The organism is Trinickia sp. NRRL B-1857, from assembly GCF_050470685.1.
Taxonomy (GTDB): Bacteria; Pseudomonadota; Gammaproteobacteria; order Burkholderiales; family Burkholderiaceae; genus Trinickia.
Genome location: NZ_JBFLUK010000001.1, coordinates 2,997,834 through 3,023,394, shown reverse-complemented (window position 1 = coordinate 3,023,394; position 25,561 = coordinate 2,997,834). Strand labels below are relative to the sequence as shown.

Here is a 25,561-nt window from a genome sequence, read left to right as displayed (position 1 = left end):
TTCAGTCTAGCAGCCCGCCGCGACGCCGGAAGCCGCCCTTTTTCCCTCCCCTCGGTGCCGCGCTCGCCAAGTAGCGTGCCCTTATAAATTTATTTATTAACCGACCGGTCGGTTGGTTTATACTCGCGGCAACGTACAACCCAGGACGAGATCGTTCCCCATGTATACGCAATCCCTGGATATCCCCGGCAACGTCGCGGCGCTCGACGCCGCCGCTCAAACGCCCGAGCAGGGTCGCTTCGACGCAGTCATCGAGGCGGACGGCAAGGTCGAACCGCAAGACTGGATGCCGGACGCTTACCGGAAGACGCTCGTGCGGCAGATTTCGCAGCACGCGCATTCGGAAATCGTCGGCATGCTGCCCGAGGGCAACTGGATTTCTCGCGCCCCCAGCTTGAAGCGCAAAGCCATCTTGCTCGCCAAGGTGCAAGACGAAGGCGGCCACGGGCTCTATCTGTACAGCGCCGCGGAAACGCTCGGCGTCTCGCGCGACGATCTGATCGATGCGCTCCATAGCGGCCGAGCCAAGTATTCGAGCATCTTCAACTACCCGACGCCGACTTGGGCCGACGTGGGCGTGATCGGCTGGCTCGTGGACGGCGCCGCGATCATGAATCAAATCCCGCTGTGCCGTTGCACCTATGGGCCCTATGCACGCGCGATGATTCGCATCTGCAAGGAAGAGTCGTTCCATCAACGCCAAGGCTTCGATGCACTGTTGGCGATGATGAAGGGCACCGAGGCGCAGCGCGCGCTGGTGCAGCAAGCGGTCGATCGCTGGTGGTGGCCGGTCTTGATGATGTTCGGCCCGAGCGATAAGGATTCCGTCCACAGCAACCAATCGGCCAAGTGGGGCATCAAGCGAATCTCGAACGACGATCTGCGCCAAAAATTCGTCGACGCCACTGTCGAGCAAGCGAAGGTGCTGGGCGTGACGCTGCCCGATCCCGATCTGAAGTGGAACGAAGCGCGCGGCCATTACGACTACGGCTCGATCGACTGGGACGAGTTTTGGCGCGTCGTGAACGGCGACGGCCCCTGCAACAAGGAACGCCTCGCCACGCGCGTGAAGGCGCATGAGGACGGCGCCTGGGTGCGCGAAGCGGCCCTCGCCCACGCCGAAAAAGTGCGCCTGCGCGCACAGCAAGAAGCGGCTTGACCGCTCGCTTCGATCCCGTCACCTATTAGTCAGCATTTGGCATCGCCACGCATTCAGGAGTGAGTTCATGAACAAGGAATGGCCGATTTGGGAAGTGTTCGTGCGCAGCAAGCAGGGGCTCGACCATAAGCATTGCGGCAGCTTGCACGCGGCCGACGCGTCGATGGCGCTGCGCATGGCGCGCGACGTGTACACGCGGCGCCAGGAAGGCGTCAGCATTTGGGTCGTCCCCGCGGCGGCGATTACGGCCTCGGACCCGAGCGAGAAGGCGGACCTGTTCGAGCCGGCCGGCGACAAGATCTATCGCCACCCGACGTTCTATACGCTGCCCGACGCAGTCAACCACATGTAAGAGTGTCATGACGACTACGCCTGAACATCTTTCGTACGTGCTGCGTCTCGCGGATAACGCGCTGATCCTCGGTCAGCGCAACGCGGAATGGTGCGGTCACGGCCCGGTGCTCGAAGAGGACATCGCGCTCGCGAACATGAGCCTCGATCTCATCGGCCAAGCGCGCATGCTCTACTCGCACGCGGCGACGCTCGAGCACGCGCTGACCGGCGCCAACAAGACCGAAGACGACTACGCGTATTTCCGCACGGAGCGCGAATTCGCGAACTACACGCTGACCGAGCTGCCGCACGGCGGCCCGCTTTGCGGTACCGCGCGCGGCGATCGCGACTACGCGGTCACTACCGTTCGCAATTTTCTCTATACGGCGTTGATGACTCATCTGTGGACGGCGCTCGAAGGCTCGAAGGATGCGCAACTGGCCGCCATCGCCTCGAAGTCGATCAAGGAAACGCGCTATCAGTTGCAACACGCGCGCGATTGGCTCGTGCGTTTGGGCGACGGCACCGAAGAGTCGCATCGGCGCATGCAAGCCGCGGTCGATTTCTTGATGCCCTACACGCGCGAATGGTTCGCGCCCGATGCGCTCGAAGATGCGGTGACGACCGCCGGTATCGGCGTGCGCACGGCCGATTTCGAAGCGGCTTGGCTCTTTGACGTCCAAGCGGCATTGGCCGAAGCCACGCTGTCGTTGCCCGCCCCCGTCGCTTATGTGACGACGGGCAAGTACGGCGAGCACTCGGAACACATGGGCTTCTTGCTCGCGGAAATGCAAAGCCTCGCCCGTCAGCATCCCGGCGCAAGCTGGTAATCGCTACGCGCCCTTACCCCTCGCTCCAGATTTCGTCATGTCCAGCGCCTCTCACTTCGCACAAGACGCCGATGCGCTCGCCCGCGCGTGGGCGGCACTCGAGTCGGTACCCGATCCGGAAATCCCGGTCGTGTCGATTCGAGAACTCGGCATCTTGCGCGGCGTCGAGCAAGCCGCAGACGGCACGCTCGAAGTCGTGATCACGCCCACCTACTCGGGGTGTCCGGCCATGGCGCACATCGCCGAGGACATCGCGGATGCGCTCGAGCGCGCCGGCTTGACGCCGCATCGGATCAAAACGGTCCTGGCGCCCGCATGGACCACGGACTGGATCACCGACGAAGCGCGCGAGAAACTGCGCGCTTACGGCATCGCGCCGCCCGGCGGGCGTTGTGCGAGCGCGCCGGCCGGCACCGGCGAGCAGGCGATCCGCTTCGTGCCGCGCGCGGCGGCTGCCCCGGCTTGCCCGCACTGCGGCTCGACGCACACCGAGCGCTTATCGCAATTCGGCTCCACGGCGTGCAAAGCGCTCTACCGATGCGTGGATTGCCGCGAACCCTTCGACTACTTCAAACCCTATTGACCATGGCGACCCCGCAATTTCATTCGCTGCGCATCCGCGAGGTGCGGCCCGAAACCGCCGACGCGGTTTCCGTTTCGTTCGAAGTCCCGCCCGAGCTGCGTGAGCAATATCGTTTCACGCAAGGACAATTCGTGACGTTGAAGGCTCACGTCGACGGCGAGGAGACGCGCCGCTCCTATTCGATCTGCGTCGGCGTGACCGACTACGATCGCGACGGCGAGTTGCGCATCGGCATCAAGCGCGTACGCGGCGGCCGGTTCTCCAACTTCGCGTTCGATACGCTGCAAGCCGGCCACTCGATCGAAGTCATGACCCCCGACGGGCGCTTTTTCACGCACTTGAATGCGGAGCAAGGCAAGCAATACGTCGCCTTTGCCGGCGGCTCGGGCATCACGCCGGTGCTGGCCATTGTCAAGACGACGCTCGAACTCGAACCGCGCAGCACGTTCACCCTGGTGTACGGCAATCGCAGCGTCGATGCGATCATGTTCGCCGAGGAACTCGAGGACCTGAAGAACCGCTACATGAACCGGTTCGTTCTGTACAACGTGCTGTCCGACGACATGCAGGACGTCGATCTGTTCAACGGCGTGCTCGATCGCGACAAATGCGCCGCCTTCCTCGACGCCTTGGTGCCGGCGGATTCGGTCGACGAGGCCTTCATCTGCGGCCCCGCGCCGATGATGGACGCAGCGGAAGCGGCACTCAAAGCAGCCGGCGTCGACGATTCGAAGGTTCACGTCGAACGCTTCGGCACGCCGTTGCCGCAAGCGGGCGCCCCCGTCGTCGACATCACCGACGAGACGCCGGCCGCGGATCTCGAAATCATCATCGACGGCAATCGCCGCAAAATGCGCCTGCCCTATGAAGGCGCCAGCCTGCTCGACGTCGGCTTGCACGCCGGTCTCGCCCTGCCTTATGCCTGTAAGGGCGGTGTGTGCTGCACGTGCCGCGCCAAGGTGCTCGAGGGCGAAGTGAAGATGGACAAGAACTACACGCTCGAGCCGCAGGAGATTGCCGACGGCTTCGTCTTGACCTGCCAATGCCATCCGGTCAGCGAGCGGGTCGTCGTCAGCTACGACGAACGCTGATCGAGCCGGGCCGCGTTTCGCTTACACTAGCGCCGCGACGGCCACGGCGCACGGCACGCCTCGCGAGCGGACATCCGCTCGCGAGGCGTGCGATAGCGATGATCATGACTGCGTCGATCGCTCGCGCCTGAGCCGGCCCGAAACGAAGACGACATCATGGCCCGTACCCGAGCACCCGATCACGAAACCCAACGCGAGCAAATCCTCGAGCTCGCGGCCGCCGCCTTCGCGCAAACGAGCTACCCGAGCACGTCGATGGCCGAACTCGCCAGCGCGAGCGGCACCTCCAAAGCGCGCCTCTATCACTATTACGAAAGCAAGGAAGCGATCCTGTTCGATCTGCTCGATCGCTACACGAAGCGGTTGATGCTGATCATCGCGGAAGTCGAAGGCTCGAGCCAGCGACGCGGGCTGACCGAGCGAGAGACCTTCGCCGAGCTCGTTCGTGCATTCCTCGCCGAGTACGAAACGTCGCATAGCCGGCACGTTGCCCTACTGAACGACGTCAAATACCTCGTCGAAACGCAGCGCGAGGTGATCCTCGATCGCCAGCGCGACATCGTCGCGGCTTTCGCGCGGCAGCTGGCCCGGGCCTATCCCGGCCGCGTCTCGAAGGAAAAGCAGACCGCCCTCACGATGATGGTGTTCGGGATGATCAACTGGACGTTCACCTGGCTCAAGCCCGGTGGCCGCCTCGGCTACCGGGAATTCGCCGACGAAGTGATCGAGGTGCTCGAGAAGGGCCTCGCAGACTGAATTTGGCGACGACCGGTTGCAATCGCCGCGCCGCAGCATGAGGCAGACGAATGTCTGATCGGTCAAAGTGACGCAGTGCACTTCTACAACAGTGACATTTTTCCTTTAAATCAGTCACTTGCGTCGATCTCCAGCAACAATAGAGTCGTTCTTCGAGGTTGCACCAGGGTTTTCCCTATTAGGGCATATGCCTATCGGGTAGAATTCGCATTGCGCTGCAACAAGTGCGCATGACGAAAGGAGAACCCACGATGAATGCATTTGCCCCTACTGGCGCCGCCGCCTCGATCGAGCTTTACGAGCGCGCTTCGCAGACGGCATATCGTGGCCCGATTCTCGTGCGCGAGCTGACGGCCGGCGACCGCGATCAGCTTCTCACGCACTTTCTCGCGCTCGGCGCGGACGATCGTCTCCTGCGATTCGGCCAAGCGGCGCCCGATCACGTGATCGAAAACTACGTCCGTTCGCTCGATTTCACGCGCGATAAGGTTTTCGGCGTTTTCGATCACGAGCTCGATCTGGTTGGCGTGGGGCATCTCGCTTACCTGCCGGCCGACGGCAACGGACGGACGGCCGAGCTGGGCGTATCGGTGCTCGAGCGTTCGCGCGGTATGGGCGTGGGCTCGAGGCTGTTCGAACGCGCCGCCATCCATAGCCGCAATACGCGCGTGACGACGCTGTATATGTACTGCCTCTCGCGCAACACGACGATGATGCACATCGCCAAGAAAGCCGGCATGAAGATCGCGTACACGTACGGCAGCGCCGATGCGTACCTGACGCTGCCCCCCGCCGATCAAGCGAGCATCATCGACGAAATGCTGCAAGAACAAGCCGCGGTGTTCGATTACGCAATCAAGCGCCAAGCGCGCAACTCGGCGCGCATCATCGAAGCCATGATTCCGGCGCCAGCGCTGGCCTGACTTCTCCGGTCCCCCCCCGCGCGCCGCTCTCCCCTGTGCGGCACGCGCGACGAGGCGGCTTTAAGCCGCCTCGTCTCTTTTGTGCAACCGGTGCGCGCACTCAAAGAACCGTTTCAAAGAATCGGAAGCGCCGTCGTCTCCTTGAACGACTCGAGCGCGAAGCTCGTTTTCACGTCGACGACCGACGGATGGTGCAGCAACTGATCCTGCACGAACCGAGAGAAGTGCACCATGTCTTTGACCTGCACGCGCAGCAGGTAATCCATCTCGCCCGTCATTGCATGGCAGGCGACGACCTCCGGCCACGACTGCACCGCGGCACGAAACAGCTCCGCATGAGTGGTCCCCGCATGGCCCGTCGCCCCGCCGCGCTTTTCCAGTCGAACGTTGACGTAGGCCAATAGGCCAAGGCCCAGCTTTTGCGGGTCGAGCAGCGCCACGTAACCGCGGATGATGCCCATCTCCTCGAGCCGCCGGATGCGCCTCAGGCAAGGGCTGGGCGATAGATTCACGCGCTCCGCGATGTCCTGGTTCGACGCGCGGCCGTTCTCCTGCAAAAAAGCGAGGATGCGTCTGTCGACGGCATCGAGTTCGATATCGGCCATATTCTCACTCCCTCCGGGTCGCAAGAGACACAAAATTGCGCAATCGTAGTGCCAACCGACAAAGTTCGCAAATTTTCGCCTGCACTGCCGCTATACACTTGCGTCTATTCGCGACGTGCGGCGCTTGGCCGCGGTATATCGACAGGAGACAGAAATGCAGGTTCAAACGTGGGATAACCCCGTCGGCACCGACGGCTTCGAATTCATCGAGTACACGGCACCCGATCCGAAGGCCCTCGGCAAGCTGTTCGAGCAGATGGGTTTCACCGCGATCGCACGTCACCGCCACAAAGACGTCACCCTCTACCGTCAAGGCGAGATCAACTTCATCGTCAACGGCGAGCCCGACTCGTTTGCGCAACGGTTCGCGCGCTTGCACGGTCCGTCGATCTGCGCGATCGCATTCCGCGTGCAAGATGCAGCCAAGGCATACAAACATGCGCTCGACCTAGGCGCTTGGGGTTTCGATAACAAAAACGGCCCGATGGAGCTGAACATCCCGGCCATCAAGGGCATCGGCGATTCGCTCATCTATTTCGTCGATCGCTGGCGCGGCAAGAACGGCGCGCAACCCGGCAGCGTGGGCGACATCGACATTTACGACGTCGACTTCGAGCCGATTCCCGGCGCCGAACCGCATCCGGTCGGCCATGGCCTCACCTATATCGACCATCTGACGCACAACGTCCACCGCGGCCGCATGCAAGAATGGGCCGCGTTCTACGAGCGCCTGTTCAATTTCCGGGAAGTTCGCTACTTCGACATCGAAGGCAAGGTGACGGGCGTCAAGTCGAAGGCCATGACCTCGCCGTGCGGCAAGATCCGTATTCCGATCAACGAGGAAGGATCGGAGACGGCCGGCCAGATCCAGGAATATCTCGACGCCTATCGCGGCGAAGGCATTCAGCACATCGCGCTCGGCTCGACCGACGTCTACAGCACCGTGGACGGTCTACGCGCCTCGGGCATTAAGCTGCTCGATACGATCGACACCTATTACGAACTCGTCGACCGCCGTATCCCCGGACACAGCGAACCGCTCGACGAACTGAAGAAGCGCAAGATCCTCATCGACGGCGCGAAGGACGATCTGCTGCTGCAAATTTTCACCGAAAACCAAATCGGCCCGATCTTCTTCGAGATCATCCAGCGTAAGGGCAACCAGGGTTTCGGCGAAGGCAACTTCAAGGCGCTGTTCGAATCGATCGAACTCGATCAGATCCGTCGCGGGGTCGTGCAGGACAAGGCCTGACGCGGGATCGAGGCGAGGACGCGGTCTTTCTTTCGGGCCGCGCCCGCCTCGTAGGACTTTCGGTTACATCAGCGAGAACGGCTCAGCGTCCTCGTCGTCGCGCGTTTGCGCAGCTTTCGTCGACGCCGTTTCGATCGTCGCGACGTGCTTTCGGCTCGCGTGAGCGATCGGCGTACGCCGAGCCGGCGCATCGCCCATCGATGCAGCCCACAATTCGGCCGGACCGGCACCGATACCGGCCTTCGCGATCGTGCGGGACACCGCCGTCGCAACCATGCCCGCCTGCGCCTGGCGCACGGGCAAGCTCATCGCGAAAAATGCGGCAGAAACCGTCAAAAAGGTTTGAATGTGTCGCTTTTCCATTTGTACTCCTTATATTGCGCGCTCACTGGCGCTTCACGCTCTCAGACGTACCGGCGTCGCACCGGGCGGCGAGCCCGTGAAGCTGAACGGTCCGGAGATTAGACCAGGCCGACTCCTCGCGTTCCAGCCTTAAAACAACACGTTACGGCCGTTACAGACGGATACGAGCGTGCCAATCCGAGACAAGGTGGGACCGGCTCAGCCTTATTCAACCTGCGATGGCACTATTTTTGACATCTGCGGCGGGTTTTCACCAGTGCTACCATCCCAAAAAAACCGTCAATATGGCGGCCCCGGCCGAAGCATCCACAAGATGCTCGAGGCTGAGACGTTTTGGTGATCCCAAACAGGGTTGAGGAGTCAACATAATGAATGCCCCGCTAGACGCAGGTCAGCGAGCCTCGCTGGAAGCTGCGCTATCGTCCGTCACGCTCGACGACAAATACACGCTCGAACGCGGCCGCGCTTATATGAGCGGCATCCAGGCGCTGGTGCGCCTGCCGATGCTCCAACACGCGCGCGATCAAGCCGCCGGGCTCAATACGGCCGGTTTCATCTCCGGCTATCGCGGCTCCCCCCTCGGCGGACTCGACCTCGCTCTTTGGAAAGCCAAGAAGCACCTCGCCTCGAATCAAGTCGTGTTCCAGCCCGGGATCAACGAAGATCTCGCCGCCACGGCCGTTTGGGGCACCCAGCAAGTCAATCTTTACCCCGGCGCCAAGCACGACGGGGTGTTTTCGATGTGGTACGGCAAGGGGCCGGGCGTCGATCGCTCGGGCGACGTGCTGAAGCACGGCAACTCGGCCGGCTCGTCCACGCACGGCGGCGTACTCGTGCTCGCCGGCGACGACCATGCCTGCAAGTCGTCCACGCTCGCGCATCAATCCGAACACATCTTCAAGGCCTGCGGCCTGCCCGTCCTCTTCCCGTCGAACGTCCAGGAATACCTCGACTTCGGCCTGCACGGCTGGGCGATGAGCCGTTACTCGGGCTTGTGGGTCGCAATGAAGTGCGTGACCGACGTCGTGGAATCGTCGGCTTCCGTCGATATCGATCCGCACCGCACGCAGATCGTGCTCCCGAGCGACTTCGCGATGCCCGAGGGCGGCCTGAACATCCGCTGGCCCGATCCGCCGCTCGTGCAGGAAGCGCGTCTGCTCGACTACAAGTGGTACGCGGCGCTCGCCTACGTGCGCGCCAACAAGCTCGACCGCGTAGAAATCGATTCGCCCCATGCGCGCTTCGGCATCATCACCGGCGGCAAGGCCTACCTCGACGTGCGTCAGGCGCTCGTCGATCTGGGACTCGACGACGAAACGTGCTCGCGCATCGGCATTCGTCTTTATAAAGTGGGCTGCGTCTGGCCGCTCGAAGCGCAAGGCGCCCAGGCGTTCGCGCGGGGCCTCGACGAAATTCTCGTGGTGGAGGAAAAGCGTCAGATCCTCGAATACGCGATCAAGGAAGAGCTGTACAACTGGCCCGACGGGCAGCGTCCGCGTGTGTTCGGCAAGTTCGACGAAAAGGACGGCGCCGGCGGCGAATGGTCGGTGCCGATGGGCAACTGGCTGCTGCCCGCGCACTACGAACTCTCGCCGGCGCTGATCGCCAAGGCAATCGCGACGCGGCTCGAGAAGTTCGAATTGCCGTCCGACGTGCGCGAGCGCATCGCCGCACGCATCGCCGTGATCGAAGCGAAGGAGAAGGCCCTCGCCAAGCCGCGCGTCACGGCCGAGCGCAAACCCTGGTTCTGCTCGGGCTGCCCGCACAATACCTCGACGAACGTGCCCGACGGCTCGCGCGCGATGGCCGGCATCGGCTGCCACTATATGACGGTCTGGATGGACCGCAACACCAGCACGTTCAGCCAGATGGGCGGCGAAGGCGTGGCCTGGACGGGGCAAGCGCCGTTCACGAACGAAAAGCACGTATTCGCGAACCTCGGCGACGGCACCTACTTCCACTCGGGCTTGCTCGCTATTCGCGCGGCCATCGCGGCGAAAGCGAACATCACGTACAAGATTCTGTACAACGACGCCGTGGCGATGACGGGCGGCCAACCCGTCGACGGCGTGCTGACGGTGCCGCAAATCACCCATCAGCTCGCGGCCGAGGGCGCGAAGAAGATCGTCATCGTTACCGATGAGCCGCAAAAATACAGCGGCACGACGCTGCTCGCACCGGGCGTGACGATTCACCATCGCGACCAGCTCGACGACGTGCAACGCGAGTTGCGCGAAATCGAAGGCACGACGATCCTCATCTACGATCAAACGTGCGCGACCGAAAAGCGCCGGCGCCGCAAGAAAGGCGAATTCCCCGATCCGGCCCGCCGCGTCGTGATCAACGAAGCGGTCTGCGAAGGTTGCGGCGATTGCTCGGTCCAGTCGAATTGTCTGTCGGTCGAGCCGCTGGAAACCGAGTTCGGCACGAAGCGTCAGATCAACCAATCGAGCTGCAACAAAGACTTCTCGTGCTTGAAGGGCTTCTGCCCGAGCTTCGTCACCGTCGAAGGCGGCCAACTGCGCAAGCCGAAGCCGCTCAGCGCGAAGTCGAGCGACACGCTGCCCTCGATCCCCGAGCCGGCTCTGCCCGAGATCCAGCGTCCCTATGGCGTGCTCGTCACGGGTGTGGGCGGCACGGGCGTCGTGACGATCGGCGCGCTGCTCGGCATGGCCGCGCACCTCGAGCAAAAGGGCGTGACCGTGCTCGACGTGACCGGCTTGGCCCAAAAGGGCGGCGCCGTGATGAGCCACGTGCAGATCGCGAACGCGCCGACCGATATTCATGCGACGCGTATCGCGATGGGCGAAGCCAATCTCGTCATCGGCTGCGATGCGATCGTGACCGCCGGCGACGAATGCACGTCGCGCATGAAGGCGGGCCAGACGCGGGTCGTCATCAATAGCTCGAAGACGCCGACCGCCGAGTTCATCAAGAACCCGAACTGGACGTTCCCCGGCACGAGCACCGAGCAAGACGTGCGTGCCGCCGCCGGCGAGCACGTGGATCTCGTCGATGCGAACCGCCTGACCGTCGCACTGCTCGGCGACGCCATCTTCACGAATCCGTTCGTGCTCGGCTACGCATGGCAACGCGGGTGGCTGCCGCTCGAGCATCGTTCGCTCGTGCGGGCGATCGAGTTGAACGGCGTGCAAATCGAGAAGAACCTCGCCGCGTTCGAATGGGGCCGTAGAGCCGCTCACGATCTCGCGAGCGTCGAGGCCGCGGCCAAGCCTGCCACGCCCGCGCAAGACGCCGGCGCGACGGTGATCTCGCTGCATACGAAGAAGTCGATCGATGCGCTGATCGCCAAACGCGTCGAATTGCTGACGGCTTACCAAGACGCGGCTTATGCCAAGCGCTATGAAACGCTAGTCTCGCAGGTACGCAGTGCAGAACGCGCCCTCGCCGAAGGCGGCGCCGTCAGCGAGCCGCTGACGGAAGCCGTCGCACGCAATCTGTACAAGCTGATGGCGTACAAGGACGAGTACGAAGTCGCGCGCCTGCAAACGGATCCGGCGTTCCTCGCCAAGCTGCGCGAGCAGTTCGAAGGCGATTGGAAGCTGAACTACCACCTCGCGCCGCCGCTCACCGCGAAGAAGGACGCGAAGGGCCATCTCGTGAAGAAGCAGTACGGACCTTGGATGCTATCGGCGTTCAAGCTGCTCGCGAAGATGAAGTTCCTGCGTGGGTCGGCCTTCGACTTGTTCGGCAAAACCGAAGAGCGCCGTACCGAGCGTGCGTTGATCGGCGAGTACGAAGGGCTCGTGCGTGAAGTGGTGTCGGGCCTGAATGCCGGCAATGTGCAGCTCGCGGTCCAACTCGCGAACCTGCCGGACGGCATCCGCGGCTACGGCCACGTGAAGGAAAACAATCTGAAGGCCGTGCGTGTGAAGTGGAACGAGTTGCTGGCGAAGTGGCGCACGCCCGGCGGCGCCACGCGGCACGCGGCGTAACGCGCGGTAGACCGAGACCGCCTGGCGAGGGCCGACGCCTTGAGCATCGCCCTCGCCCAATCAAAAACCCCACGCTTTTTCTTGGCGTGGGGTTTTGTTTTTGGTGCCGCTGGGCCGTCGATCGATCGCCGATCGAAGACTGATCAAACGCGGATCAAACGCGGATCAAACGCCGATCGGCTGGACGAGCGCCTTGCAGGTGGACGTCTGGGGATCGCCGACGGGCAGCTTTTCGCAGGTCTGCTCCAGTTGGCGAGCGAGCGCCTTGACCGCCGGACCGTGCGCGCCATCCTTGTTCCATTGCGCGAGGCGCGTCACGACCTTGTTCAACGCGCGCCGATTGGCGCCGTAAAACGCGTTGGGCGTTTGCGCCGCTTGCGCAAGCACCTTCGATGCGATGTCTTGCACGCGGGCCGCATCGTTCGGCGCCAAGTCGATGACACCGCTCACATACGACGCGCCCCAACGTAACCGCGAGGCCGGCCCCGTCGATGCATCGTAGGCCTGCTTGTACCAACCCAGCGCGCCGGTCTTGTCGCCGCGCGACTTTGCATTGAGCGCGAGTTTCGACATGAGGTAGTAAGGCGTCGGCGAACTTGCCAGCGACGCCTTCAACAGCGCATCGGATTCGTCGACAAGTCCCGCATCGGTCAGCAACTCGGCGCCTTCGGTCACGACGACCTGCCGCTCGAACGGATTGCTCGCCGCTTGCTGCGCATCGGTCACCGCACGGCGAACGTCTTCGACGAGCGGCTTCGGTAGCGGCGCGCCCGCCGGCGTATCGAGCTTGGCTAGATCGACCCTACCCTGCAACGCCGCCAGTCGATCGATGGTCGACAGCGACCCATCTTGCTCGAGCCGCGCCAGGGCCGCGCTATAGTCGTCGCTCAAACGCTTACGCTCGTGGGTACCGGGCGCGGCCAAGTAAGCCGTCGCGCTCGCGGGATCGGCGACAAGCAGGTCGGCGTACGCACGGCTGCGCTTTGCGTCGTGCAAGACTTGGATCAGCGCCGCCGTCGCTTTCGGCTTCTCGAGCTGGCCGCTTTGCTTGGGATCGTTCGCCACCTCGACCACGAGTGCCTTCAATTCGAGCCGCAGCGATTCGTCGCTTGCATGCTCGGCTTGCGCACGCGTCGCCAGCCTCTCCAACGTCTGGCCGATGCGATCGCTCGCCACGGGCAGATCGCCGTCGGTATCCCACGAGTAATCGGCCAACATGCGCCATTCGTCGTGATTCAGGCGCCCCTCGCCGTTCAGCGCACTCGTCATCGTCTGCCTGACCGGATGAGTCGCACTCAAGCCGAGCGAGAGCGCTTGCAGATACCGGTCGGCGTCGGCTTCGCCGGGCAATCGCGTAATCTCCGTCCCGTCCGGACGAAACAGGATCATCGTGGGATAGCCGTGCACCTTGAAGCGCTCGCCGATCTGCTGAGCGTTTGCCGTATCGCCATCGAGATAGACCGGTACGAACAACGACGAACGTTCCTTGAAGGCCTGGCGGCTGAAGACGGTCGCCTTCACCTGATTGCACGACGGGCACCAAACGGCCCCCCAGTAAAGCAACAACGGCTTGTTCGACGATTTCGCCAGCGCGAACGCGGCATTGACGTCGCCTTGCTGCCAGGCGATACCGGGCGGCAAGTGCGCGTCCGGCGCAGCCGTTGCCATCACGGGCAATACGCCGACGACGGCGGCGACAAGTGCCGAACGTGAGATCGATAGAAACCGCGCATAGGTCTGAGATCGCATCTTCATGGTGTCATGCTCTCAATGACTCGATCGAGAACGATCGACGTTGATGGAGGGAGACGATATCGATTCGCTTGTTCCTGCCAGTTCCTTTTGCATCGATTCGTCTTTGATTTTGATGCCGGACTGCGATGCTTCACTCGAAGCGATGATCGAACTCGAGCCAGAACGTGCGGCCGTACGGCATGTAGTATCCGACCGTGTAGTAAGGCCAGCCTGCGGAGTCGTCGTGCTTGATCGTATTCATGACGTTGTTGACGACGAGCGTCAGCGACGAGTGCTTCGTGAACTGGTGCGACACGCTCAAATTAGCGAGCGCGGTCGGCGACAAATACGCCGTTTGCGCCGAGTTCGGCACTTTGCCGTAACGTTCGACTTGTAGCGTAGACGTCCATCGCGGAATCGACCAGGTCAAACTAACGGCGAGCTTATCGGGCCACTCCGGATTGCCCGTCGGATTTTGCAACGAGTGGAGCAAATCCTGCACGGGACCGTTCGCGAATTGCTGATACTTGTGGCTCAGTACCTTCGTATAGTTGACGGTCCACAGAAACGAACCGAATCCGTGCGTGCGCCAGCGCCATTTGCCGCCGACATCGAAACCGCTCGTGTGCTCCATGGCCGCATTGATCGGGTTCACGAAAATCGTATTGATCGCACCCGGATCGAGCGCTGCCGTCATCGGGTTGCGCAAGACGCGGCGCAAGGCGTCTTGGCAATCGGGCGAGTTCGCATCGAGTTGGCCCGTACGGCATGCCGCTTCGGTATGCAACAGGTTGTCCGGATCGATCACTGTGACGAGGTTGTCGATGCGGATGTCGTAGTAGTCCGCCGACACATCGAGGTCGGCCGTGGGCGAGAACACAAAGCCGTAGCCCCACGATTTCGCGTTCTCCGGTTTGAGCGCATCGTTACCCGTTTGCACGTAGGTCGAACCCGGCGACACGTTGGCGTAGGGGCAATCGCCCAGCGGCAGCCCTTCCTGGCCGCATCGATAGTAGTCCGTCGTTTGCTCGAAGTAGCCCTTCGTCTTCGACTGGTACAGGTAGTTCATATCCGGCGCGCGAAAGCTCGTGCCGTAATAACCGCGTGCGAGCAAACTCCTGAGCGGGCGGTATTCGAGACCTAGGTTATAGGTGAACTGCGCCGCGTTCTTGCCGCTGAAAGCGTAGTCGTCGTAACGGCCCGCGAGCGTCGCATTCAGTTGGCGAAAGATCGGCACCTCGAATTCGAGCGCGGCCGCATAGCGTTTGCGCGTGCCGCCGGCCGTTTCCCCATTGCTCGGGTTGTAGTAAGCGCCTTGATCGATCGCCGGGTCGGGCGCGTTCCTAAAGCCTTGCATACCGAACTCGAGCGTGCCGGCAGCCTTGACCATGCCCGCAGGCAATCGAAACAGATCGCCGTTTGCGCTCAGGGTGACGTTCTGCGTCCAAGTGTCGTTTTGGTTCGCCGATTGACCGTACATCGCCGCGAATTGCGCCGGCGTGAGCGGCGTGGCGAAGCGTGCGGGATTCGGCGCGTAGATCGGCGTGCCGCCCGCGGTGACGCCCAGTTGGGGGCCGAGGTAGTAGCTATCGATGCTCGAGAGCAAGCGCGGCGTCGTTGCGCGGCTTTCATAGCCCGATGCGTTATATGCCGCTTCGTAATGCCAACTGCTATCGCCGATCGTCCCGCGCGCACCCAGCGTGATGTTGCCGAATGCGTCGTTCCACTGCTTGTCCCACGCGGAGGCGCCGCCGATCTCCTCGGGCGAGAAGCGCTTGCTCCATTGCTCGTCGGCGCCCGTCGTCTGGTTGAAGAAGAAGTTCGTGCTTGCCGCCGCCGAAGTCCAGCTCGGCCCGCGCGTATTGTTCTTCGTCTGATCCCACGATGCCCAAACGGATCCGAACAACGTCGTCTTGTCGCTCAAGCGATATTCGACGCCGCCGTAAAGGTTCTCGCTGGCGTTGTTCGTTTGCGTGGTCCAAAACGTCGGTTTGGCCTTCCCGCTTCCGCAATAGGCGCCATGGCCCGTATCCACCGCGGACACCGTCCCGCCGAATGCGCCGATGCCGGAGAGCGAGCCGCACGCACCGGAGCCGCCGAGGTAGCTGCCCGTATCGAGATTGCGGCGGGCCCAAATCGAAGTGGGCGCTTCGCCTTCGAGCGTCGTCGACGACATGAAGTCGCGCTGATCCGACCAGATGGGATTGGTCTTGCTGAGCTCGATGCCGAACACCGCGCTCAGATTGCCGATCTCTTTGCCGCCTGTGATCTGGAGGCGGCCGTTGGCCCCACCGCCGTCGGAGGTCGTCCCGCCCTTGACGTTCACCTCAACGCCGTCGATGTGCTTCTTCGTGATGATGTTGACGACGCCGGCGATCGCATCGGAACCGTATACGGCCGACCCTGGCCCGTTCAATATCTCGATCCGATCGATCATGGCCGACGGCACATTCGCCAGATTGACGAAGTTGACGTTGCCGTCGTAAGCCATCGGATAGTCGGCCACCCGTCTGCCGTCCACCAATACCAGCGTATGGTTCGGCCCCAGACCTCGCAAGCTGATGGCATTCGCGGCGGGGGTAGCTGTATTGCCGTAATCGGCGCCTTGAGTAAAGCCGGTGTTTTGCGTTTGTTGACTGATCGCATCGAAGACGTTGCGATAGCCTTTCGCCTCGATATCTTTACTCGTAATGACGGTGACGCTTGTCGTGCCTTCTTTTTCGGAGCGAGGAATGCGCGACCCCGTAACGACGACTTTCTTAAGGCCCACCGGCGCGCTCGCATCGGACGGGGCTGCCGCAATGCCTTCGGCAGCCTGTTCGGCCGATACGGGAGTCGCGAAGATCGCGAACGCACCACCAAAAACAACCCATGCAAGCGCCTTTAAGACGGCGCGAATAGTCTTTATCTCGAGGCTCATCGTTTTTATCGTGCGGAGTTCGAATTCCGCTTTTCATTCGGTTCAGCATGCGTGTGCGGAAAACCGAATGTAAGAGCCACGGCGACCAAGCGTCCAACGATCGTTCTTCATATCGATGTGACGATTTATTCGCTGCGATAAAGAGCAATCAGATCGCGCTGCCCTCATTGCGAGGGCAGCGCCTGCGGATGAACCGCGCCGCGCCTTACTCCGCGCGAGCGTTCGCCGCCGCGACGGCCGTCATGTTGATGATGCGTCGCACCGTCGCCGCGGGGGTGAGGATGTGCACGGGCTTGTCCGCGCCGAGCAGGAACGGACCCACGGTCACGCCTTCCCCGCCGACCATCTTGAGCAGGTTGTACGCGATGTTCGCGGCCTCGACGTTCGGCATCAACAGCAGATTCGCTTCGCCCGTGAGCGTCGTGCCGGGGAACGACTGCTTGCGGATGACTTCGGAAAGCGCCGCGTCGCCGTGCATTTCGCCGTCGACTTCGAGTTGCGGCGCGCGCTCGTTGATCAGCTTGCGCGCGGCAGCCATACGCTGCGACGACGCCGACGGCGCGCTACCGAAGTTCGAGTTCGAAAGCAGCGCAACCTTCGGCACGATGCCGAAACGCTCGATCTCGCGTGCGGCCAAGATCGCCATGTCGGCCAGTTGCTCGGCGCTCGGCACTTCGTTCACGTACGTATCGCAAATGAACAGGTTGCGGCCCGGCAGCATCAGCAAGTTCATCGCCGCGTAGTGTTCGGCTTGCGGCGCGCGGCCGAGCACCTGTTCGATGTACTTCAGATGGCTGTGGTACGTGTCGATCATGCCGCAGATCATGCCGTCGGCATGGCCCAGGCGAATCAGAATCGCGCCGATCAGCGTATTGAACTTACGCATCGCGGCCTTCGCGATCTCGGGCGTCACGCCGTCGCGCGCACCGATCTCGTGATAGAGCTGCCAGCTCTGCGTGAAGCGCGGATCGTCTTCGGGATTGACGATTTCGAAGTCCTCGCCCACACGCAGCTTCGAGCCCATCTTCTTCAGTCGCATTTCGACGACGGACGGACGCCCGACGATGATCGGCTTGGCGATTTTCTCCATCAGCACGAACTGCGCGGCACGCAACACGCGCTCGTCTTCACCCTCGGCGAACACGATGCGCGCCGCCTTTTGCTTGGCCGATGCAAACACCGGGCGCATGACCATGCCCGTGCGATACACGGTTGCGCCCAGTTGCTCGCGGTACGCATCCATGTCCTCGATCGGACGCGTCGCGACGCCCGAATCCATCGCCGCTTGGGCGACGGCCGGCGCGATCTTGATGATCAGGCGCGGATCGAACGGCTTCGGAATCAAGTACTCGGGACCGAATTCGAGCGAGTGCCCTTCATAGGCCTTCGCCACTTCGTCGCCTTGATCGGTCTCTTCGGCGAGTTCGGCGATCGCACGCACGCAGGCGAGTTTCATTTCTTCCGTGATCGTCGTCGCGCCGACGTCGAGCGCGCCGCGGAAGATGAACGGGAAGCACAGAACGTTGTTGACCTGGTTCGGGTAGTCCGAGCGGCCCGTGGCGATGATCGCATCGGGGCGTGCGGCTTTCGCATCCTCGGGGCGGATCTCGGGTTCGGGATTGGCCAGCGCGAGGATCAGCGGCTTGTCGCCCATGTCCTTGACCATCTCGGGCTTGAGCACGCCGGCGCTCGAGCAGCCGAGGAATACGTCGGCCGACTTGATCGCGTCGGCGAGCGTGCGCGCGTCGGTGACGGCGGCGTAACGGGCCTTGGACGGATCGAGGTTGCCGCGCCCTTCATAGATGACGCCCTTCGAATCGGCCACGAGGACGTTTTGCTTCGACAAACCGAGTTTGACGAGCAAATCGAGGCACGCGATGGCGGCCGCGCCGGCGCCCGAGCAAACGAGCTTAACCTTGCCGAGCTCCTTGCCGACGACCTTCAGGCCGTTCAGGATGGCCGCCGAGGCGATGATGGCGGTACCGTGCTGATCGTCGTGGAAGACGGGGATCTTCATACGTTCGCGCAGCTTTTGCTCGATGTAGAAGCACTCGGGCGCCTTGATGTCCTCGAGGTTGATGCCGCCGAGCGTCGGCTCGAGCATGGCAATGGCTTCGACGAGCTTATCGGGGTCGGACTCGGACAGTTCGATGTCGAACACGTCGATGCCGGCGAACTTCTTGAACAGGCACCCCTTGCCCTCCATCACGGGCTTGGCGGCGAGCGGGCCGATGTTGCCGAGGCCGAGCACGGCGGTGCCGTTCGTCACGACGCCGACGAGATTGCCGCGCGACGTGTACTTTTGCGCATCGAGCGGATCGGCGTGAATCGCCTCGCACGCGGCGGCGACGCCCGGCGAATAGGCCAACGACAGGTCGAGTTGGTTCGACAGCGGCTTCGTGGGCGTGACCGAAATCTTCCCGGGTCGCGGGTTTTGATGGTAGGCGAGAGCGCTTTGCTTGAGTTGTTCGTCCATGAGTGAGCCTGCGAGACGTTATTGATATTGAATTTGGGCCGACACGCTCGCGCCGGGCGCCACGCTTGCAAGTCGGCGAGGTAGCGACTGCGGCGGCCGGACTACGCGCCGGGTAGGCGCGGCGCCGGGGGCTGGACGGCGCGTGAGCGATTTGCGGGGCGACTAGTGTACACCCCCTAAACCGCGATTCCAGAGGGGCGGGCGCGGAACTCGGGTAAAATACCCGCCTACGCGCGCAGCAGCCCAGCCTGCCGCCCGAGGGCGAACCCGCCCATCTCCCGCTTTACATCCAAGGATTTGCCCATGACAGGCTTCGATCGTCAAACGATCTCCGATACGACCGCCAAGATCCTGCTCGAAGTGCAGGCGGTGCACTTCAACGCCGAAAAGCCGTTCATCTTCACGTCCGGCTGGGCAAGCCCGGTCTACATCGACTGCCGCAAGCTCATTTCGTACCCGCGCGTGCGCCGCGGCCTGATGGAGATGGCCGAAACGACGATCCTGCGCGACGTCGGCTTCGAGCAGATCGACGCCGTCGCCGGCGGAGAAACGGCCGGCATTCCGTTCGCGGCCTGGATCGCCGACCGCATGATGCTGCCGATGCAATACGTGCGCAAAAAGCCGAAGGGTTTCGGCCGCAACGCGCAGATCGAGGGTCATCTCGAAGAAGGCTCGCGCGTGCTGCTCGTCGAAGACTTGACGACCGACAGCCGCAGCAAGATCAACTTCATCAATGCCCTGCGTACGGCCGGCGCGAGCGTGAACCACTGCTTCGTGCTGTTCCACTACAACATCTTCAAGGAAAGCGTGTCGGTGCTGAAAGACATCGACGTCGATCTGCACGCGCTCGCGACCTGGTGGGATGTGCTGCGCGTCGCCAAGGCATCGGGCTACTTCGACACGAAGACCCTCGACGAAGTCGAGAAATTCCTGCACGCGCCGGCCGAATGGTCGGCCGCGCACGGCGGCGCGACGTCCACGCCGCAATAACGCTGCAACAACGCCGCAACAACGCAGTCCTAGCGCGGATGCGCGGGCGTTAAGCCCGCGCATCCCGCGACTTCCTCCGGCGCCTCTGCATAGGTCATCGCCCTATGCGCGAGACCGTTCGCACGCGCATACTCGATCAACTCGGCGTCGCCCGCGACACCGAGCTTTCGCAGCGCCGCCACCTTGTGCGAGCTGACCGTCTTCACGCTGCGATTGAGCCGCGTGCCGATTTCGCTGACGCTCAAGCCCGACGCGAACAGCCGCAGCACCTCGATCTCGCGCGGCGACAATAGAGGCGCTCCCGTGGCCCGGCCATCGCGCGCGCCGCTATGCTCGAGCACCGCGCGCAACGAAGGACTCACGTAGCGAACGTCGCGCATGGCATGGCGCACGGCGAGTCCGATATGGGCCAGATCGTCGCCTTTGCCGACGACAGCCGAGACGCCCGCCTCGAATAATCTCCGCAATAGCGCGCCGTTGCCGAGCATCGTCAGAACGACGATGCGAACCGTCGGAAAGTGCCGCCGCAAGTATCCAATCAGCGCGAGGCCGTCGCCGTACTGGCCGGATGGCATCGACAGGTCGGTCACGATCACGTCGGCCTGCACGCGCTGGAGCGACTCGACGAGTTCGGTCGATTGCCTAGCTTGGGCGAGCAACGCGATATCGTTGAACGCCTCGAGCGCATGGCGCACGCCGAGCAAGATGACAGGATGATCGTCGGCGGCGACGACGCGGGTGCGGCGCAGCGGCGGCGCGCAGCCCGTGGGAAAACGCGAAACGATTGAGCTCATAAGGCAGGTACCGATGCGAAATATCGATGCATTCGGCCGATTGCCCACCGGCCGTGAATGCACGAAGCGTGGTTTGTCCGCACACCGAGCGCCGCATGCCGCGTAACGGCGTCGGGCTTTCGGCCGCAACGGTGGCGTAGCGGCCGATGTTAGACTGACTTACGCAACGCGACGCGATGTCGGCAAATATTCGGCCGTAACGAGGTCCCTCCCGGAGAAGAGATCGGTTCATGCGCAGCTATCGCGAACTCGTCGGATCCGTTTTGCTCATGTGCTCGTCCAAGGGTGTGGCGCTGGCCATCGCCGCCCTTTTCGCCGTTTGGCTCACCGCGAACGCGGGTCAAGCCGCGGCGCAAGGGGCTTTCTCCGTGACGAGCAGCGACTTGCACGACGGCGCCGCGATCGGCAAAGCCCAGGTCTATGACCACGGCGAATGCAAGGGCGGCAATACCTCGCCGCAGCTGTCGTGGCGCAACGCGCCGGCCGGCACGAAGAGTTTCGCCGTCACGATCTTCGACGTCGACGCCCCGGGCCCCGGCTGGTGGCACTGGGCCGTAGCCGGCATTCCGCCGAACGTGACGGCGCTACCGGCGAACGCGAGCGGCTCGGGCTACCTCGACACGATCGGGGCGATGCAAGCGCGCAACGACTGGGGCGACGTCGGGTACGGCGGTCCTTGCCCGCCGCCCGGCAAGCCGCATCGCTACATCGTGACCGTATTCGCGCTGAACACGGCCGATCTGCGGCTCGCGACGGGGCGACACGCACTCATGTTCGATCACGAGATCAATACGGCTCTCCTCGCGAAAGCCAGCTTGACCGTCACCTATCAACGCTGAGCGCCGAGCGCCGGCCGCTTCTTCCGGCAACGTACGGCGTCGCAACGAATTTTCACAGCAATGTCGATTAACAACCCGTAAAATCATGGCTTTGGCGCCGTTGCTGCGGCGCTCTTTCACCGGCCACATAGCGAGATCGAAATGAGCACGAAGGTTTTTGTCGACGGACAGGAAGGCACCACGGGTCTGAAGATTTTCGAGTACCTGTCGCGCCGGACCGACGTCGAAGTGCTCCGGATCGAGGAGGCGAAGCGCAAGGACTTGGACGAGCGCCGCCGGTTGATCAACGCGTCGGACGTCACGTTCCTCTGCCTGCCCGATGTCGCCTCGCGCGAATCGGCCGGCCTCGTCGAAAACGGCCACACGGTGCTGATCGACGCAAGCACGGCCTTTCGCACCCACGCCGATTGGGCCTACGGCCTGCCCGAGCTCATGGGCGCGCAGCGCGAACGGCTGCGCACGGCCAAGCGAATCGCCGTGCCGGGCTGCCATGCGTCGGCCTTCGTGCTGGCCATGCGCCCGCTCGTCGAGGCCGGCTTCGTCACGCCCGATTTCGCAGCCCACGCCTACTCGATCACCGGGTACAGCGGCGGCGGCAAGAAGATGATCGCCGATTACGAGGCCGCTCAGCCCAATCCCAAACTCCAAAGCCCGCGTGCCTATGCGCTCGCGCTCGGCCACAAGCATCTGCCCGAAATGGCGGCGCACACGGGACTTGCGCGCGCCCCCATCTTCACGCCGATCGTCGGCCCGTTCTACAAGGGGCTGGCCGTCACGACCTACTTCACGCCCGAGCAACTCGGCAAGCGCGTGGGCCCGCGCGACGTACAGGCGCTTTTCGCCGAGTACTACGAGGGCGAAGCGTTCGTGCGCGTAGCGCCGTTCGACGAACAAGACAATCTCGACGACGGCTTCTTCGACGTCCAAGCGAACAACGATACGAATCGTGTGGACTTGTTCGTCTTCGGCAGCGAGGAGCGTTTCGTGACGGTTGCGCGGCTCGACAATCTCGGCAAGGGCGCATCGGGCGCGGCCATCCAATGTATGAATCTCGCCATCGGTGCCGATGAGCAGACGGGATTGCAACGCTGATACGCCTTGCATCGTAAATCGAATGCAAAATGAAAGCCGGCTTTTGAAGCCGGCTTTTTTCTTATACGCGGCAATTGCTGCCGCAATCATCCGATCAAACGCCGATCGAGCCGCCATAAACGCCCTGCGCGCCGCCTTGCAAACATCGTGCAGGCTCGCGCGAAGCGGCACTTTGCAGGCGAGCGCTTGAAACGCGTTTTTTGTTTCAATGTCGCCTCGCTGGCCTTTTCAGGCCTCATTCTCATTGCAATCGCGATTTTTGAATCGAGCTTTTTAGACGGCTTTGTCAATTGACAGCCGAAAAATGCGAGACGAAATTAGTCCGCATAACTAGATGGATCAGGGAGACGGACGGCGCACTCGACGCCGTTCCATCGCGCGCGACGCGACTGCCGCCGACGCGCTATTGCCGCCTGCGCGCCTGGGTTCGACCCGCGCCCAAGCTCGGCCGCCGTATGCCGGCGCGCCGCTAGCCCTCTCCCCGATCGATCGCTGTCGTTCGATACGCCGCATGCGCGCCGTCCTCAAATGTGCATGCTTATGTCCCACCCCCATCCCGCAGGAGAACGCCTAACAAACAATCGGTTAGTACAACGAACTAAATCAAGCGGCAGCCGACAGGGAGCCGGCAGCCCGATAACGATAAAGCCAATGGAGGAACGTCATGACCCGGAACGCCCTTTTTGCGCTGGCGCTCGTTGCGCCATTCTTATCCGCATGCGGTGGTGGCGGCGGCGGCGGTGGCGGCGGTGGCGGCGCCGCCGGTAATTCGGCCGCAGCCGTCGATCGGCTCTGCCCCGCCTCGCTCGATTACGGCACCGTCTTCACGGGCGGCGGCGGCGACGGCGAACTCGCGAAGATGCAGATCGACACGACGAAGATGACGTGGCAAGTGACATACGTCGAATCGGCCATCCCCGCAAGCACCGGTACCGTCACCCCCTCGCGCGCGGGTACTACCCAAAGCGGTACGCTCGCGCCCGAAACGCTGCTGCCGACGCAAAAGCAGAACGAATGCGCGTACTACCTGCAAGGCGCGAGCCTCGATCCGAACAAGCCGGCCCGCATCTTTGTCGGTGAAGGCGTGCTCGGCGGCACGATCCCGGGCAAGGAGATTCAGTACAACGGCATCGCCGGATTCGGCGCCGTGCCCGACAATAAGTTTCCGTACTTCCCGTTCATCGGCTTCTCGTCGCTCGAGACGAACCTCGCCAATGTGGCCGGTACCTACAACCAGATCGGCTATCACATCATTCCGTCGCAGAACTACGCGACGGTGCCCGTCGACGCCACCATCGCGATCCATGCGGACGGCACCTGGAGCGAGACGGACAACGTCGGCGTCAACGCCGGCAAGACGCAGCAAGCGGGGACCAACTGGGTGCAGTCCAGCGACGGCAGCGGGGCCTTCGAAACCGATTCGTTCCAAAGCCAGGCCAAGCCGACCAACGCGGTCGCGCCCGCCGGCAAGGGCTTCATGATCGTCGGCAAGCTGCGCAATCAGTTGGTACCGATCCTGATCCGTACCGGCTATGCGAATCCTTCGACGTTCCAGGCCGACGACGAGTCCGGCATCTCCATTCTCGGGCCGCAAACGCCGATCGCCGTCGATACGCAAAACGGCCAATACATCGGCGTCGATAGCCAGTTCGCCTACCGGGCAACTGCCCTCGAAGGAACCGAAGCGACGATGCTCGACCCGTATCAGCCGTCCAATGCCTCACTTGCGACACCGCTCGATCTGAGCTTCGCGAACGCCGTGCCGGGCGTGGTCACCTCGGCCGTCCATGACGCGTCGTCGAACACGGCGACGGGCAAGCTCGTCTTCACCGGTGGCGTGTTCGGCTATCTCTACAACGAGAATTCATCGCCTTATTTCACGATCAACGCGTTCGTCCAATAACGCACGCGCACGGCTTCGCATCGACGCTCGCATCGTCTTGTCCCTCCTTGCCGACTCAGGCGAGGCAAGCAGGGACAAGCGCGCGATCGCACAAAAAAAGGCAGACAGGGAGGAAACATGGATAAGAAAACACGTGCCGCCGCGTGCGCGGCGTTATCGCTCGCGTTCGCCGGCAGCGCGCACGCTCAGCACGCGGGCGATAACGTCGTCACGCTCGGCTGGTTTCACGTCATGCCGCAAGACTCGAGCACGCCCATGACGACTTACGTCACGCCGCAGCCGATCGATACGCCGCTACGGCTGCCGAGCGCGTTCACCTCGGAAGGTACCGGACTGTCGACGACGAACGCCGACACCCTTGGGCTCGTCATCAGTCACTTTCTGACCGACCACATCGCACTGACGACCGTTGCCGGCGTGCCGCCGACTTTCAAGCTAAAAGGGCGCGGCGCGATCGTGCCGCCGGGGCCCGCCGGGGCGCTCGGCACCGAGAATCTCGACGATCCCGCTAACGAACCGATCGTGAAGAGCGTGCGCCAATGGAGTCCGGCGATGATGATCCAGTACTACTTCAACGCGCCGACGGCGAAGTTTCGGCCGTTCGTCGGCGTGGGGGTGTCGTACAACTTCTTCACGAACATCGAACTCAATCCGAACTTCGTCACCTCGACTCAGAACAATCTCGGTTCGGTGCTCGCCGCGGGCGCGGCGCGGCCCGGCGTGACGAGCGTATCGGCCAAGGCGTCGCCCTCATGGGCACCCGTATTCAATGTCGGTGCGTCCTACGACTTCACGCAACACTGGGGCGTAAACGCGTCGCTCACCTACATTCCGCTCAAGACGATGTCGACCGTCTACGTGCGTGCCGCCGACGGCACATTGCTCGGCACGACGAAAGCGCAACTGACGGCCGATCCGCTCATCACCTACGTGGCGGTGTCGTACAAGTTCTAGGCAAAAAA

Annotated in this window: 20 protein-coding genes; 14 read left to right on the top strand and 6 right to left on the bottom strand. The window is 62.7% G+C overall.

Annotated features, from left to right (window positions below; all coding sequences use genetic code 11):
• Window positions 1-160: 160 nt before the first annotated feature.
• The 7 genes from paaA to AB1286_RS13400 all read left to right on the top strand — a co-directional run bounded on the left by paaA (window position 161) and on the right by AB1286_RS13400 (window position 5,675).
• Window positions 161-1,159, top strand: coding sequence for a 1,2-phenylacetyl-CoA epoxidase subunit PaaA (paaA, locus tag AB1286_RS13430; protein WP_430363751.1), 999 nt, complete (start codon window positions 161-163; stop codon window positions 1,157-1,159).
• A gap of 67 nt (window positions 1,160-1,226) precedes the next feature.
• A complete protein-coding gene (gene paaB, locus AB1286_RS13425; protein ID WP_277431271.1) occupies window positions 1,227-1,511 on the top strand; it encodes a 1,2-phenylacetyl-CoA epoxidase subunit PaaB in 285 nt (94 codons plus the stop codon).
• Between the two features lie 7 nt (window positions 1,512-1,518).
• Window positions 1,519-2,322: a 1,2-phenylacetyl-CoA epoxidase subunit PaaC gene (paaC, locus tag AB1286_RS13420; protein WP_430363750.1), complete on the top strand. Its 804-nt coding sequence runs from the start codon at window positions 1,519-1,521 to the stop codon at window positions 2,320-2,322.
• Window positions 2,323-2,359: 37 nt separating this feature from the next.
• Window positions 2,360-2,905 (top strand): 1,2-phenylacetyl-CoA epoxidase subunit PaaD, encoded by a 546-nt coding sequence (gene paaD / locus AB1286_RS13415; protein ID WP_430363749.1) that lies wholly within the window; start codon window positions 2,360-2,362, stop codon window positions 2,903-2,905.
• A gap of 2 nt (window positions 2,906-2,907) precedes the next feature.
• Window positions 2,908-3,996, top strand: coding sequence for a 1,2-phenylacetyl-CoA epoxidase subunit PaaE (paaE, locus tag AB1286_RS13410; RefSeq protein ID WP_430363748.1), 1,089 nt, complete (start codon window positions 2,908-2,910; stop codon window positions 3,994-3,996).
• Window positions 3,997-4,152: 156 nt separating this feature from the next.
• The gene (locus AB1286_RS13405) at window positions 4,153-4,752 is read left to right on the top strand and encodes a TetR/AcrR family transcriptional regulator (protein WP_430363747.1); all 600 of its coding nucleotides are present in this window, start codon (window positions 4,153-4,155) and stop codon (window positions 4,750-4,752) included.
• Between the two features lie 251 nt (window positions 4,753-5,003).
• Window positions 5,004-5,675, top strand: coding sequence for a GNAT family N-acetyltransferase (locus tag AB1286_RS13400; RefSeq protein WP_430363746.1), 672 nt, complete (start codon window positions 5,004-5,006; stop codon window positions 5,673-5,675).
• Between the two features lie 113 nt (window positions 5,676-5,788).
• On the opposite strand, the gene AB1286_RS13395 is transcribed toward AB1286_RS13400, so the two are convergent.
• On the bottom strand, window positions 5,789-6,280 hold the full coding sequence (locus tag AB1286_RS13395) for an Lrp/AsnC family transcriptional regulator (RefSeq protein WP_430363745.1): 492 nt from the start codon (window positions 6,278-6,280) through the stop codon (window positions 5,789-5,791).
• Window positions 6,281-6,434: 154 nt separating this feature from the next.
• On the opposite strand from AB1286_RS13395, the gene hppD reads away from it, so the two are divergent.
• Complete coding sequence (gene hppD, locus AB1286_RS13390) at window positions 6,435-7,532, top strand: 4-hydroxyphenylpyruvate dioxygenase (protein ID WP_430363744.1); 1,098 nt, start codon at window positions 6,435-6,437, stop codon at window positions 7,530-7,532.
• A gap of 63 nt (window positions 7,533-7,595) precedes the next feature.
• Here the strand turns inward: hppD and AB1286_RS13385 are convergent, their stop codons facing one another.
• Entirely contained in the window at window positions 7,596-7,895 is a 300-nt protein-coding gene (locus AB1286_RS13385; RefSeq protein WP_430363743.1) for a hypothetical protein, read from the bottom strand.
• Between the two features lie 368 nt (window positions 7,896-8,263).
• Here AB1286_RS13385 and AB1286_RS13380 point away from each other — a divergent pair, with 368 nt between their 5' ends.
• Window positions 8,264-11,851: an indolepyruvate ferredoxin oxidoreductase family protein gene (locus tag AB1286_RS13380; RefSeq protein ID WP_430363742.1), complete on the top strand. Its 3,588-nt coding sequence runs from the start codon at window positions 8,264-8,266 to the stop codon at window positions 11,849-11,851.
• 165 nt (window positions 11,852-12,016) lie between these two features.
• Here the strand turns inward: AB1286_RS13380 and AB1286_RS13375 are convergent, their stop codons facing one another.
• The 3 genes from AB1286_RS13375 to AB1286_RS13365 all read right to left on the bottom strand — a co-directional run bounded on the left by AB1286_RS13375 (window position 12,017) and on the right by AB1286_RS13365 (window position 18,981).
• Window positions 12,017-13,606 (bottom strand): thioredoxin family protein, encoded by a 1,590-nt coding sequence (locus AB1286_RS13375; RefSeq protein ID WP_430363741.1) that lies wholly within the window; start codon window positions 13,604-13,606, stop codon window positions 12,017-12,019.
• Between the two features lie 130 nt (window positions 13,607-13,736).
• Window positions 13,737-16,505: a TonB-dependent receptor gene (locus AB1286_RS13370; protein ID WP_430363740.1), complete on the bottom strand. Its 2,769-nt coding sequence runs from the start codon at window positions 16,503-16,505 to the stop codon at window positions 13,737-13,739.
• Window positions 16,506-16,710: 205 nt separating this feature from the next.
• On the bottom strand, window positions 16,711-18,981 hold the full coding sequence (locus AB1286_RS13365) for an NADP-dependent malic enzyme (RefSeq protein WP_430363739.1): 2,271 nt from the start codon (window positions 18,979-18,981) through the stop codon (window positions 16,711-16,713).
• Between the two features lie 303 nt (window positions 18,982-19,284).
• Here AB1286_RS13365 and AB1286_RS13360 point away from each other — a divergent pair, with 303 nt between their 5' ends.
• On the top strand, window positions 19,285-19,971 hold the full coding sequence (locus tag AB1286_RS13360) for an orotate phosphoribosyltransferase (protein ID WP_430363738.1): 687 nt from the start codon (window positions 19,285-19,287) through the stop codon (window positions 19,969-19,971).
• A 29-nt stretch (window positions 19,972-20,000) separates the two neighbouring features.
• On the opposite strand, the gene AB1286_RS13355 is transcribed toward AB1286_RS13360, so the two are convergent.
• On the bottom strand, window positions 20,001-20,765 hold the full coding sequence (locus AB1286_RS13355; protein WP_430363737.1) for a response regulator: 765 nt from the start codon (window positions 20,763-20,765) through the stop codon (window positions 20,001-20,003).
• 269 nt (window positions 20,766-21,034) lie between these two features.
• On the opposite strand from AB1286_RS13355, the gene AB1286_RS13350 reads away from it, so the two are divergent.
• The 4 genes from AB1286_RS13350 (at window position 21,035) to AB1286_RS13335 (ending at window position 25,553) form a co-directional block, all read left to right on the top strand.
• Complete coding sequence (locus tag AB1286_RS13350; protein ID WP_430365059.1) at window positions 21,035-21,604, top strand: YbhB/YbcL family Raf kinase inhibitor-like protein; 570 nt, start codon at window positions 21,035-21,037, stop codon at window positions 21,602-21,604.
• A gap of 141 nt (window positions 21,605-21,745) precedes the next feature.
• Window positions 21,746-22,696, top strand: a complete 951-nt coding sequence (gene argC, locus AB1286_RS13345) for an N-acetyl-gamma-glutamyl-phosphate reductase (protein ID WP_430363736.1) — start codon at window positions 21,746-21,748, stop codon at window positions 22,694-22,696.
• Between the two features lie 664 nt (window positions 22,697-23,360).
• Window positions 23,361-24,599 (top strand): DUF2957 domain-containing protein, encoded by a 1,239-nt coding sequence (locus AB1286_RS13340; RefSeq protein WP_430363735.1) that lies wholly within the window; start codon window positions 23,361-23,363, stop codon window positions 24,597-24,599.
• Between the two features lie 117 nt (window positions 24,600-24,716).
• Window positions 24,717-25,553 carry an OmpW/AlkL family protein gene (locus AB1286_RS13335; protein WP_430363734.1) on the top strand — a complete coding sequence of 279 codons (837 nt, stop codon included), beginning with the start codon at window positions 24,717-24,719 and terminating at the stop codon, window positions 25,551-25,553.
• Window positions 25,554-25,561: the final 8 nt, after the last annotated feature.

Coding starts and splice junctions, on each gene's coding strand:
- AB1286_RS13340 (WP_430363735.1), top strand. CDS start 23,361: ATGACCCGGAACGCCCTTTTTGCGCTGGCGCTCGTTGCGCCATTCTTA.
- paaC (WP_430363750.1), top strand. CDS start 1,519: ATGACGACTACGCCTGAACATCTTTCGTACGTGCTGCGTCTCGCGGAT.
- AB1286_RS13335 (WP_430363734.1), top strand. CDS start 24,717: ATGGATAAGAAAACACGTGCCGCCGCGTGCGCGGCGTTATCGCTCGCG.
- AB1286_RS13405 (WP_430363747.1), top strand. CDS start 4,153: ATGGCCCGTACCCGAGCACCCGATCACGAAACCCAACGCGAGCAAATC.
- paaA (WP_430363751.1), top strand. CDS start 161: ATGTATACGCAATCCCTGGATATCCCCGGCAACGTCGCGGCGCTCGAC.
- paaE (WP_430363748.1), top strand. CDS start 2,908: ATGGCGACCCCGCAATTTCATTCGCTGCGCATCCGCGAGGTGCGGCCC.
- AB1286_RS13380 (WP_430363742.1), top strand. CDS start 8,264: ATGAATGCCCCGCTAGACGCAGGTCAGCGAGCCTCGCTGGAAGCTGCG.
- AB1286_RS13375 (WP_430363741.1), bottom strand. CDS start 13,606: ATGAAGATGCGATCTCAGACCTATGCGCGGTTTCTATCGATCTCACGT.
- paaD (WP_430363749.1), top strand. CDS start 2,360: ATGTCCAGCGCCTCTCACTTCGCACAAGACGCCGATGCGCTCGCCCGC.
- AB1286_RS13365 (WP_430363739.1), bottom strand. CDS start 18,981: ATGGACGAACAACTCAAGCAAAGCGCTCTCGCCTACCATCAAAACCCG.
- AB1286_RS13370 (WP_430363740.1), bottom strand. CDS start 16,505: ATGAGCCTCGAGATAAAGACTATTCGCGCCGTCTTAAAGGCGCTTGCA.
- argC (WP_430363736.1), top strand. CDS start 21,746: ATGAGCACGAAGGTTTTTGTCGACGGACAGGAAGGCACCACGGGTCTG.
- AB1286_RS13385 (WP_430363743.1), bottom strand. CDS start 7,895: ATGGAAAAGCGACACATTCAAACCTTTTTGACGGTTTCTGCCGCATTT.
- paaB (WP_277431271.1), top strand. CDS start 1,227: ATGAACAAGGAATGGCCGATTTGGGAAGTGTTCGTGCGCAGCAAGCAG.
- AB1286_RS13355 (WP_430363737.1), bottom strand. CDS start 20,765: ATGAGCTCAATCGTTTCGCGTTTTCCCACGGGCTGCGCGCCGCCGCTG.
- AB1286_RS13350 (WP_430365059.1), top strand. CDS start 21,035: ATGTGCTCGTCCAAGGGTGTGGCGCTGGCCATCGCCGCCCTTTTCGCC.
- AB1286_RS13395 (WP_430363745.1), bottom strand. CDS start 6,280: ATGGCCGATATCGAACTCGATGCCGTCGACAGACGCATCCTCGCTTTT.
- AB1286_RS13360 (WP_430363738.1), top strand. CDS start 19,285: ATGACAGGCTTCGATCGTCAAACGATCTCCGATACGACCGCCAAGATC.
- AB1286_RS13400 (WP_430363746.1), top strand. CDS start 5,004: ATGAATGCATTTGCCCCTACTGGCGCCGCCGCCTCGATCGAGCTTTAC.
- hppD (WP_430363744.1), top strand. CDS start 6,435: ATGCAGGTTCAAACGTGGGATAACCCCGTCGGCACCGACGGCTTCGAA.